General features: G+C 63.4%; 7 protein-coding genes and 1 other RNA gene. 2 read left to right on the top strand and 6 right to left on the bottom strand.

Going from position 1 to position 11,329, the window contains the following annotated elements; genetic code table 11:
- Positions 1-22 precede the first annotated feature (22 nt).
- The 3 genes from AC3ENJ_RS00040 to AC3ENJ_RS00030 form a co-directional block, all read right to left on the bottom strand.
- Entirely contained in the window at positions 23-1,057 is a 1,035-nt protein-coding gene (locus tag AC3ENJ_RS00040) for an alcohol dehydrogenase catalytic domain-containing protein (RefSeq protein ID WP_431812664.1), read from the bottom strand.
- 404 nt (positions 1,058-1,461) lie between these two features.
- Positions 1,462-3,462 (bottom strand): hydantoinase B/oxoprolinase family protein, encoded by a 2,001-nt coding sequence (locus AC3ENJ_RS00035; protein WP_431812663.1) that lies wholly within the window; start codon positions 3,460-3,462, stop codon positions 1,462-1,464.
- 1 nt (position 3,463) lies between these two features.
- Positions 3,464-5,500, bottom strand: coding sequence for a hydantoinase/oxoprolinase family protein (locus AC3ENJ_RS00030; RefSeq protein ID WP_431812662.1), 2,037 nt, complete (start codon positions 5,498-5,500; stop codon positions 3,464-3,466).
- Between the two features lie 138 nt (positions 5,501-5,638).
- Here AC3ENJ_RS00030 and AC3ENJ_RS00025 point away from each other — a divergent pair, with 138 nt between their 5' ends.
- On the top strand, positions 5,639-7,195 hold the full coding sequence (locus AC3ENJ_RS00025) for a PucR family transcriptional regulator (RefSeq protein WP_431812661.1): 1,557 nt from the start codon (positions 5,639-5,641) through the stop codon (positions 7,193-7,195).
- A gap of 135 nt (positions 7,196-7,330) precedes the next feature.
- Here the strand turns inward: AC3ENJ_RS00025 and ssrA are convergent.
- The 3 genes from ssrA to prfB form a co-directional block, all read right to left on the bottom strand.
- Positions 7,331-7,698, bottom strand: a transfer-messenger RNA (tmRNA) gene (gene ssrA, locus AC3ENJ_RS00020).
- 82 nt (positions 7,699-7,780) lie between these two features.
- Positions 7,781-8,269 carry an SsrA-binding protein SmpB gene (gene smpB, locus AC3ENJ_RS00015; RefSeq protein WP_190780086.1) on the bottom strand — a complete coding sequence of 163 codons (489 nt, stop codon included), beginning with the start codon at positions 8,267-8,269 and terminating at the stop codon, positions 7,781-7,783.
- 109 nt (positions 8,270-8,378) lie between these two features.
- Entirely contained in the window at positions 8,379-9,497 is a 1,119-nt protein-coding gene (gene prfB / locus AC3ENJ_RS00010; protein ID WP_431812660.1) for a peptide chain release factor 2, read from the bottom strand.
- 82 nt (positions 9,498-9,579) lie between these two features.
- On the opposite strand from prfB, the gene AC3ENJ_RS00005 reads away from it, so the two are divergent.
- Positions 9,580-10,752, top strand: a complete 1,173-nt coding sequence (locus AC3ENJ_RS00005) for a glucose-1-phosphate adenylyltransferase family protein (RefSeq protein WP_431812659.1) — start codon at positions 9,580-9,582, stop codon at positions 10,750-10,752.
- The last annotated feature ends 577 nt before the right edge of the window (positions 10,753-11,329 follow it).

The raw sequence follows: 11,329 nt of genomic DNA, 5'->3' as shown, positions 1-11,329 counted from the left end.
TCTCCGTCCGAAAGGCAGTGAGTTAGGAAAAAGTGATGATTTGGCGCAGCGCCTGGCCACTATGGAGCATGTCCATGGCGCGGTTGATGTCCTCCAGCGGGATGGTGTCCGAAATGAGCCCCTCCACGGCCAACTTCCCGGAGCGCCACAACTGCTCGTACACCGGAATGTCGTGTTCCGGAACGGCGGAGCCGAGGTAGCTGCCCACGATGGTCCGCGCCTCGGCGGTGAGCGCCAGGGGGTCGATGCTCGCCGGCTGGCCGGGGGCGGGCAGTCCCACCGTGACCGTCACCCCTCCCGGAGCGGTGAGCTTGACCGCGGTCTCGAACGCCCGGGGATGTCCGGCGGCCTCGATAACGGCGTCGAACGTCTCTCCCCGCTCCAAGGCCTCTTCCGAAGTCATGGCATCCGTGGCTCCGAGCTGACGCGCGGAATCGAGCTTGTCGGACAGTGTGTCGATACCCACCACGTGCTCGACCCCCGTGGCAAGGGCCGTGATCACAGCGGCCATGCCCACGCCACCGAGGCCTACCACGGCCACACGGGACGACGGCTCCGGTTTGGCCACGTTGAGCACCGCACCGCCGCCGGTGAGCAGCGCGCACCCCAGCAGGGCCGCGACATGTGGGGGGACGTCCGCACCCACGGGAACTACCGATCTGCGGGACACCACCGCGTGCGTGGCAAAGCCGGACACCCCCAGGTGGTGGTTCACGGTGTGCCCGTCGCGAGTCAACCTGCGGGCACCACCCAGCAGCGCGCCCTCACCATTGGACGCGGTTCCCACTTCACACGGGGTCTTCCCGTGGGAGCGACAACCCTCGCACTCACCGCACCGCGGGAGGAACGTCATGACCACGCGCTCGCCCACGGAGATCTCTTCCACGCCCTGGCCCAGTTCCGCCACGATTCCGGCGGCCTCGTGCCCCAGCAGCATGGGCACCGGGCGCGGGCGGTTGCCGTCCACCACGGACAGATCGGAATGACACACACCGGCGGCTTCGATCCGCACGAGGATCTCTCCCGGGCCGGGAGAGTCCAGGTCAAGATCGGCCATGCGAATGGGTTTACTGTTTGCGTAGGGATGCTCTGCCCCGACGGTCTCCAGGACCGCCCCGCGAACCGTTGTGGTGCGCCCAGGAACCTCACCCGGTGCTTTGACCTGGTCGTTCGTCATAGTCGTCCTCTCGCTGATGCCGTGCTGGTGCGCGGGCCGCGCCCCGATTAATGAAGAGGGGTACGTGGCCGCGCCCACGTGATCGGGGCTGTGTCTTGAGCGTAGGCGGGGGCGCGCAGCACATATTGGACGAAATAACTCGATGTGTGCTGCTGTTTGTGCACACTGCCCAAATTGTGGGACGAGTCGATGTCTCCCGGTCGCAATCCCGCGCGTGAAGCGACAGGGGCACCGACCCGCAGGCCGGCACCCCTGGCACCCTCGTTCGTCGAGTGATCAACCGATCAGGACGTCCACCCGCCCAGGGACCGACGGCGCATGAGCTGCCGGTACTGGTCCGTGGTCGTGGGGAACAGCTCACCCGTCCCCCAGTCGAGGATCACCCCGTGACGACGCACCACATCCATCACGTTGATCTCCCCGGCGCGGTAGCGCTCGGCCACGGCCTCGGCGTCCTCCTCCAGCCACGCGCGGCGCAAGGAGCGGATGTCGGTGCGGGAGCGTTCCGTGGCGGCGGCGTCGATCTCGTAGTCGTCGATCTCGGCGTCGTTCACCACGATGACCACCCCGTAATCGCGAGCGGCTCGTTTCACCGAGACGTAGCCATCAATGACGTCCTCGAGCACCTCCTCAGCGGGGCGCTCCAGCGGATCACCGAATCCGCCACCACCCGCGGACGGGCGAGTGAACGAATCACCGGACTGCACGGGAACGGAGGAGAACACGGAGCCCAGGTACTTCTGCTCGTGGGTTCCCTTGTTGACCCACACGCCGTGCGGAATGGACGGTAGGCCACCCGCGATGCCCCACGTGACCGAGCGGGCACGATCGCAGCAATAACTCATCACAGCGTCGGTGGCGTCCATGAGCACGCCGCCCTTTTCAATGCCTACCCCACCGCGGTACCGACCCGGTCCCCCGGAATCCGTGACCAACTGGTGATGGGTGGTCAGCACGGGTGTGAGGCGTTCCTGGCCCTCCACGCGCTGAACGGCCAGGCCCGCCCCGAACACCGGCGCGGTGGCCCCGGAACCATCTTTGGTGGCGCGGCCGCCCCAGCCGCCGGCCATCCAGTCGTACCACATGAAGAATGGCTTCTCCCGGCTGCGCCCGTCGCGGCCGCCCACCAACAGGTATTCGAGATTGAAGGCGCACGCCATGGCGCGTTCAGGCATCACCTGGGACCAGATCTCGAAGATACCGTTCATTAACTTTTCGTACGGCCCCGAACAGAAACCGGTGACCGCGTGCGGCCATCCCGCGTTGACCACGGTGCCCTCCTCACCAATGTCCGCCGTCACAGCGGCGTAAAAGCCGGAGTTGAGGGGCACGTCCGGGAAGAATGTCTTGGTACCCGCGTAGATGGCGGAGAACGTGGTGCCGTAGCCGGAGTTCAAGAAAGTGGAGACGGCCTCCGCGGAGCCCGTGAGGTCGTAGTGGATGCCCTTGCCGTCAAGCGTCAGTTTGATGGTGATGGGCACCAGACCTTCCTCCTTGCCGGGGTCGTAGTCGAGGTAGTCCACGGTTTCCCACTCGCCGTGTGGCAGGTTTTCCAACTGGCGCAGCACGGTGCGCTGCACGTAGTCCTGGGTCTCCTGCATGGCCGCCACCACGGTCTGGCGGGAGTACCGTTCGACCAGTCGCAGAATCTCGCGTTCGCACACGGCAGTGGCCTCGGCCTGGGCGTGCAGGTCTCCCATGGCCTGTTCCGGGGCCCGGGTGTTGCCCACGAGCAACCGGGCGACGTCGCGCTGGAACCCTCCGCGATGCCACACCCGCACGGGCGTGATGCGCAGGCCCTCACCGAAGTGATCCTTGGCGGTGACGTCGAATGAGCCGGGTACGGAACCGCCGATGTCCGCCCAGTGACCCTTGTTCTGCGCGAACCCGATCAGGGTCTCGTCGGTGAAAATGGGGCGGATGAAGCTGACGTCGTTGAAGTGCGTTCCTCCCCGGTAGGGATCGTTGACGCAGAAGACGTCCCCGGGGTTGATGTCCTCATCGAACTCCTCCAGCACGGACTTGCACTGGAAGTGCAGAGTGCCCACATGCACGGCGATGTCCGCACTGCCCTGCATCACGGTGTTGCCGTGCGCATCGCACAGGGCGGACGAGAAGTCTCTTGAGTAGATCACGAACGAGTAGCACGTGCGCAGAATTTGCTCGCTCATCAGATCCACGCTGGTGACAAAAGCGTTCTTCAGGACCTCGAATGTGACCGGGTCCAGCTTGGAGTCGGGGACCTGGGCAGCCCTGGCGGTCGGTGCGGTCTGGATGGTGGTCATGTCAGGCCTCCTTCACGTGAATGCGGATGTTGAGCCATTCGTCGATCTCCGCTCGGGTACCGGGAGGCACCACGGTGGTGGAGTCGAGTTGGGAGATGATTACCGGACCGGTGATCCGCGCCCCCGCGGGCACCCGTGTACGCTCGTAAACGGGGGTGTCCTGCCAACCCCCGTCCTCGAAGTACACGGGGCGCGTTGTCACCGGGTCACCGGGGTCCTCGGTCAACTCGGTGGCCTTGCGGAAGGACGGCTTGGGCGTGCGGCCGATGCCGGTCACCTGCAGCTGATACACCTCTACCGCCTGCTCGTCCTGGCGGAACGCGTACTCCTTCTCGTGCTGCTCGTGGAACGTCTGCACGGCCTCCGCCAGGGATTCCGGCCCCCTGTTCATGGGCACCATGAGGGAGCGCCACTGACCGTGGTAGCGCATGGAGATCTTGCGCTGGAGCACGGTGTTCTCCGGGCTGACCCGCTCTTGCGCCAGGCGGTTGGCGGCATCCGCCTCCAGCGCGGCGAAGTGCTGCTCCAGATCCTCCGGGTCAATCTCCCCCACCAGACCGGAATACATTTCCGACAGGTCGTGGCGGATGTCCACCAGCAGGCATCCCATGGCGGAGGTGACTCCGGGATTCGGGGGAACGATCACGGTGGGGATGTCCAGCTCGCGGGCCACGTCCGCGCCGTGCAACGCACCGGCCCCGCCGAAGGCAACAAGCGCAAATTCCCGCGGGTCCAGCCCACGCCTGATCGAGACCAGGCGGACCGCGTCGGCCATGTTGGCGTTGGCCACCTTGAGGACCGCGCAGGCCGCCTCCTCGGTCTCCATGCCCAGGGGTTCACCGATCACCCGGTTGATTGCCGCCGACGCCGCGTCGCGGTCGAGGCTCTTGGCCCCGCCCGCCAGTTCGGTACCCAAGCGGTTGAGCACGATGTTCGCGTCCGTGTTGGTGGGTTCCTCACCACCGTTGGCGTAACACGCGGGGCCGGGGTCCGCGCCCGCGGACTGCGGTCCATTGCGCAGTGACCCGGCAATGTCGATGTGCGCCAGCGATCCGCCGCCGGCCCCGATGGTGAGTACCTCGATGCTGGGGAAGATGATGGGATGGCCATACTCCACCTGCCACTCCTTGGTGGTGCGCAGCTCGCCGTCGTTGACCAGGCAGATGTCTGTGGAGGTGCCGCCCATGTCCAGGCCCACGGCGTGCGGCATCCCGCACTGCTCCGCGATGAACTGGGCGGAAATTGCACCCGCCGCAATCCCCGAAGCAGCCAGACGGACCGGGAACCTCTCCACCATGCGCGGGGTCATGGACCCGCCACCGGAGTGCAGGAGCAGCAGGTCACCGCCGTAACCGCCGTTGGACAGCGCATCGCTGAGGCGGTTGACGTACCCGGACACCAGCGGCGCAAGCACCGCATTGGAGACCGCCGTATTGAAACGATCGTGCTCGAAAATCTCCGGGAGGATTTCCGCGGACGTGGAAATGGCCACCCCGGGCAGTTCCTCCTCGAGGAGCTCCCGCATCCGCGTTTCATGCGCAGGATTGGCGAAAGAATTGATGAAGCACACCGCCACGGTGGTAACTCCCCGCCGTCGTAGCACGGAGGCCAGCCGCTGCGCCTCGACCTCATCCAGGGGCGTTATCACGTTGCCCTCGAAGTCCATGCGCTCGGTGATCTCGAAGCGGTCGCGCCGCTTGATGTACGGGCCCGGTACGTCGTCGTACGCGTCCCACAAGTTGTCCTTGGTTCCGTCGCGGATCTCGATGACGTCACGGAAACCCTTGGTGGTGACCATGGCCGCCTCCGGGAATTTCCGCGTGATGAGTGCGTTGGTGGCCACGGTGGTGCCGTGAGAGAACAATGAGACGTCCTGGAGATCGATTTCGCCCCGCTCCACACCTTTCATGACGGCGATCATGGGATCGGAGGGTGTGGATGGGACTTTGGTGACGCGCATCGAGCGGTCGTCCTCATCGAAGATGCACACGTCGGTGAAAGTCCCCCCGACATCAACCGCTACACGAACCTGAGTCATGGTTTCTCCTCTAAATATGGGTGGTTCAACTGTGATACAGGTCATTGGCCGTGTCATTGTGAGAAGTGCAATTTTTGAAGCCGCGCATTTGTGCCAGGCGCAAAATTAGCGCGCAGGAGCGCCGAAAAGGGGGTAAACATGCGAGTCCAGGATCTCGTGGACGCGCCCCGGCTGCGCATCCACCCGGTGAACAACCACGGACGGGACCGGCCGGTCCGTGCGGCTCAGGTGGTCGCGTGGGGAGACGGCACGCAGAAACTCGAAGCCCACGCCGTCCTTCTGATGTCGTTGCAGGGCCGGCCCCCCGCGCAGACAACGGACGCATGGCTCGCTGCGGAACTCGCGCGGTGTGCGGCAGCCCAGGTAGCAGCCATCGTCTGTTGCCTGGACGGGTCGGAGGACCACGTACCACCTGCCATGGCCCGCGCGGCCGAACGCTCCCAGTTCCCGTTGTTGGAGGTGCCCGCCAGTACCTCCACAAACGAGGTGGAACAGTATGTCGCGCTGGCCATGCAGCGCGAGGAACTGCACGAGTTGCAGCGCTCCACGGATATCCTCACGGCATTGCTGCAAGCCGCTGGCGGCACGGACCCTCTCAATAAGGTGGTGGAGCAGCTCGCCCGCATCGGCCATGGTGCGGCGTTCGTGTACGACCTCTCGGGCAAGATCATCCACTCCGCAGGGACCGGCCCGGCGCGGCTTATCTGGAGCGAACATGCCTCCGTGTCCCCTGAGAACGGCTTCCTGCGAATCGGGCGGTGGACGGCCGCGACCCGCCGCATCGCGCGCGGCCCGGATGTGTTCCTTCTTGCGCTGGCAAGTCAGCAGGAGGGCCACGTGATGGAGGTAGCTGCCCCCGCGCTGGAGGCCAGCGCTCAGCTTTTTCGCACCATCAGCGGAATCAACAGCGCCGCGTGGACCAATCAGCAGCACTACGGCCAGTCTCTTCTGTCCGTGTTGCGCAATGGAGTGCAGCCCAGCCGGGAAAGCAGGCTGATGGATCAGCTCGCTCCCTACGGGTTCGCCACGGGTAACACCTTGCGATTCGTCGTTCTGGGTGGCGAGGTCGAGGCATATCCGCACCGCCACCAGGACCTGCTGAGCCTGGGTCTGGACCTGGGATTGGGTCTGGTGCTCGCCGAACACTACGATCTCGGCACCCGCCCCTTGCTGCACGCCCTGGTCACCGATGCCTCCCCGCTCACCGGATGGCTCGATGAGGCCGGACGCACTCATGTGGTGGGGGTGTCCGAGCCCTTCCACAGCCTCACCGACACCCCGGGTGCCTACCAGGAGGCGGAGACGGCGCGCGCTGTGGGTGAGCGTCGTCGGGCGCCGGGGCGCGGATACGTGGTGCGCATGGACGAGGTGGGGTTATCCACCTGGCTCAAGGCCCGCCATGCGGGGCCACAGGTGGCGGCGCGGGTGGCCCGAGAAATCGCCCCGTTGAAAGCCCACCCACAATTGCAGTCAACCCTGGTGGCATGGTTGCGACACCGCATGGATGTGCAGGCCACGGCCCGAGCCATGTTCGTGCACCCCAACAGCATCCGCTACCGGCTGCACCGCTGCGAAGAACTTCTGGACCGGTCGTTCCAAGATCCTGCGGCCCTTGCAGACGTTTACCTGGCGTTGGAAGACGATGTGTTCTGGCACCCGGACCTGGGCGCCAATGGCCATGGCTCAACCCTGTGAGGGACTCAGTGGTCGAGGTCTTGTCACGCTTTACCGACGGGCCAGGCATTGACCCCACCCGCAACTACCAAGAGCAACAAAAAAGACCCTGAACCAAGGGTTCAGGGTCTTTCCAACGTCCTGAGACAGGACAAATGGTGGAGATGGGGGGAATTGAACCCCCGTCCGATGCAGTATTGTCAGGGCTTCTCCGGGTGCAGTGTGCTGATAGGTTTCTCAGTTCCGGCCATCCCGCACACAGGTGGCCGCCGAACTCAGCTACGTAAAAGTCCCACGAACGCCCGTAACCTGCGTTCGCAGCAGTGACCTTCTAGCTGATGGCAGGATCCAGGCCGAAGGTGAACCTGGGCTGCCAGACTGCTGTCGCTACTTACGCAGCGAGAGCGAAGTCAGTGCGCTTGGATTTGGCACTTATATTTTTACAGAGAGCGTTTACGAGATAACTCTGTATCCTCGACCCGCTTCCCCTGTCTCAACTCACATCGTCGAAACCGATCATCCCCGTATTCAATTACCAACCCGCTCCCTTTCGGTCGCGGACACATTAGCTTACGCCTGCCAAATGTAACGCGTCAATACCGGGATTTATGCCCCCATGTTGCGGTAGCGCATGGCGCGCTGGGCCTCGCGGTTGTCCTGCTTCTCGCGCAGGGTCTGGCGCTTGTCGTACTCGCGCTTACCGCGGGCCACAGCGATCTCCACCTTCACGCGCTTGTTGTCCACGAAGTACAGGGACAGCGGGATGATGGTATAACCAGCCTCCCGCGTCTTGCCCGCGATCTTGTCCAGCTCGGAGCGGTGCAGCAGCAGTTTGCGGCGGCGCCGGGCCGAGTGATTAGTCCACGAGCCCTGCAGGTACTCCGGGATGTGCGCGTGTTCCAGCCACAGCTCACCACCGCGGTCGAACTGGCAGAACGCATCCACCAGGGACGCACGCCCCATGCGCAGCGACTTCACCTCGGTCCCCATGAGTGCCAGGCCGGCCTCGTAGGTGTCGTAAATGTTGTAGTCGTGCCGGGCTTTCTTGTTGTTGGCCACGATCTGGCGGCCGTCATCGTTCTTCTTCTTGGCCATGGGCCGTTACTTCCTTCAGCGGGTCTCTCCCCAGGACGATGCCGCTGCGCTGCCCGGGTGCCGGGGGCACCTGCCGGGCGGGGCGGCGTCGTCGTGAGGAAAGAGCTCCTTAGTCTTCGTCGTTGTTGCGCGCGTCCGCGCGCCAGCGGATGCCTTCGTCAATGAACTTGTCGATGCCGCCGTCGAACACGTTGGAGGGATTGCCCTCTTCGTAGTTGGTGCGTAGGTCCTTGACCATCTGGTACGGGTTGAGCACGTAGGAGCGCATTTGATCACCCCAGGATGCCTTGACGTCCCCGGCCATTTCCTTCTTCTTGGCGTCCGCTTCTTCCTGCCGCTGCAACAGCAGTCGGGACTGCAGCACGCGCAGCGCGGCGGCGCGGTTCTGGATCTGCGACTTCTCGTTCTGCATGGACACTACGATGCCCGTGGGAATGTGGGTCATGCGCACCGCGGAGTCCGTGGTGTTCACGGACTGACCGCCGGGGCCCGAGGAACGGAACACATCCACCTTGAGCTCGGACTCCGGAATCTCCACGGTGTCATCGGATTCGATCAGCGGAATCACTTCCACCGCGGCGAACGAGGTCTGGCGGCGACCCTGGTTGTCGAAGGGCGAAATGCGCACCAGGCGGTGCGTGCCGGCCTCGACCGAGAGCGTGCCGAACGCGTACGGGGCCTTGACCTCGAACGTGGCGGACTTCAGACCCGCCTCTTCAGCGTAGGAGGTGTCGAGCACCGCGGTGGGATACCCGTGACGCTCGGCCCACCGCAGGTACATGCGCATGAGGATTTCCGCGAAGTCGGCGGCATCCACACCACCGGCGCCGGAGCGGATGGTGACAACGGCCTCACGCTCGTCGTACTCGCCGGCCAACAGGGTCTGGATCTCGAGCTGGCCCAGCGCCTTGCGGATGGACTCGAGCTCTTCTACCGCACTGTCGCGGGTGTCCTGGTCGTCTTCCTCCTCGGCCAACTCCACCATGACCTCCAGGTCATCGATGCGCTCATTGAGCTTCTTGAGCCGGTCCATCTTGGACTGCTTGTGCGACAGCCGCGACGTGACCTTTTGCGCGCGGTCCTGGTCGTCCCAGAGATCCGGGGCCGTGGCCTCCTGCGAGAGCTCGGCGATTTCCCGTTCGAGCGCGGCAACGTCTGTGACGGCCTCCACGGACGCATAGGTGGAGCGCAGATCGCGAATTTCAGCTGCAAAATCAATAGAGGCCATGGGACACCACTTTACGGCATCCGCTGACGTCCTTCAGTGCCGTTAGTCTGGTGGCCAGCCACAATCAATCAGGAGGGTGACTATGGAGCGTCCCACGGTTCTCGCACTTATTCTTGCCGGCGGAAAAGGATCGCGGCTGGGGGCGCTCACCGATCACGTGGTCAAGCCCGCCCTGCCCGTGGGGGGCACCTACCGGTTGATCGACATCTCCCTATCCAACCTGGCGCACTCTCAGATTCCCGACGTGTGGATGGTGCAGCAGTACCTCCCCCACAGCCTGAACGCGTACCTCGCCAACGGCCGCCCGTGGGATCTGGACCGCTCGCACGGCGGGTTGCAGATCCTCCCGCCGTACGAGGGTTCCGACGGCGAGGGCTTCGCTTCCGGGAATTCGGATTCGATTTACCGTCAGGCCGAACTGATTCGCGAAGCCGATCCGGACCTGGTGCTCGTGCTCTCGGCCGACCACCTGTACACGGTGGATTTCCTCGACGTGATCGACACCCACCTGGCCAAACGCGCGGATCTGACCTTGGTCACCACTCACGTGACCGAGGACACCTCGCGGTACAGCGTGGTCACCTCCGACGAGTCCGGTGCGGTGACTTCGTTCGCTTACAAGCCCGAGGACCCGCCCAGCCAGATCGTGGCCGGTGAGATGTTCCTCTTCACTACCGAGAAACTGCTCACCGCTCTGGACACTCTGCAGGACGAACTCGGTCAGCTCGCCGACTACGGCGAGGATCTGATCCCCTACTTCGTGGACCACCACACAGTGTTCGAGCACCGTCACCCGGGTTACTGGATGGACCTGGGCACGGTGCAGTCCTACTGGACCGCACAGATGCAGTTGATCGACGGCAACGGCGCCTCCCTTGACGATCCGAACTGGCCCATCTGGACCGGCCAGGTTCCGCTCCTGCCAGGTTTCGTCAACGACGCCGCCGCGGTCACCAACTCCTACGTCGCCCCCGGCGCACGCGTGGCCGGCACGGTGGAGCACTCGGTGATCGGCCAGAACTGCGTGATCGAGGCCGGCGCCGTGGTCCGCAACAGCGTGCTGTTGGACAACGTGCACGTGAGCTCCACGGTGGTACTGATCAACGTGGTGGCCGACTCCGGCGCAGAGATTACGGGCGGTTCCCAGCGCGGGTCGTCCCAGGCGATCACCCTGATCGACCGGGAGGGCAAGGTCAGCCAGCGGGACGAATTCGACCACTCGGCGGAGTTGCCGCGGGATCCGGAGAAGTACTGATGACAAGGAACCGACGCACATTACCAAGTAAAATAAAGCGGGAAGTTCGTCAACGCTGTGGATTCGGGTGTATATTTTGCGGACTTCCCGTTTATCACTATGACCACATCCGTGAATATAGTGCAACTAAAAGACATGAAGCTGATAACATTACACTACTATGCGGCACTCACCATGACCTAAAAACACGCAAACAGTTACCCGTCAAAAAGGTTCTTGAACAAAACCAAGAACCGTTCAATAAAACAAGGAACCACACCTCTCCCCATCCTCTATATTATTCGCGCGACCAGGCCGAGATCATCGCTGGTGGAAACACAGTAGCTATAGACGGGGGTCAGACAAGTGCAATTAAAATCGACGGACATAGCCTTGTCGACTTCGAAATGATCCACGGAAATTTAGTCTTGAATATGAACTTCCAAGATCGCGCGGGTCGACCTATACTAACCGTACGACAAAATGAACTCGTGCACTCGAATCATTTATAGGACTATGAATTCTCTGGAAACCGACTTACAATTCGAGAAGGTTATGGAGAAGTTTATTTGAGTACAAAGTTCGATACCACCAATCA

It is taken from the genome of Kocuria sp. cx-455, assembly GCF_057707085.1.
The sequence above is the reverse complement of the archived record's forward strand: the minus strand, read 5'-3'. Positions and strand labels throughout refer to the sequence as shown.

Bases quoted from the DNA above. Each gene is read 5' to 3' on its own strand.
- AC3ENJ_RS00040 (WP_431812664.1), bottom strand. From the start codon at position 1,057: ATGGCCGATCTTGACCTGGACTCTCCCGGCCCGGGAGAGATCCTCGTG.
- AC3ENJ_RS00035 (WP_431812663.1), bottom strand. From the start codon at position 3,462: ATGACCACCATCCAGACCGCACCGACCGCCAGGGCTGCCCAGGTCCCC.
- AC3ENJ_RS00030 (WP_431812662.1), bottom strand. From the start codon at position 5,500: ATGACTCAGGTTCGTGTAGCGGTTGATGTCGGGGGGACTTTCACCGAC.
- AC3ENJ_RS00025 (WP_431812661.1), top strand. From the start codon at position 5,639: ATGCGAGTCCAGGATCTCGTGGACGCGCCCCGGCTGCGCATCCACCCG.
- smpB (WP_190780086.1), bottom strand. From the start codon at position 8,269: ATGGCCAAGAAGAAGAACGATGACGGCCGCCAGATCGTGGCCAACAAC.
- prfB (WP_431812660.1), bottom strand. From the start codon at position 9,497: ATGGCCTCTATTGATTTTGCAGCTGAAATTCGCGATCTGCGCTCCACC.
- AC3ENJ_RS00005 (WP_431812659.1), top strand. From the start codon at position 9,580: ATGGAGCGTCCCACGGTTCTCGCACTTATTCTTGCCGGCGGAAAAGGA.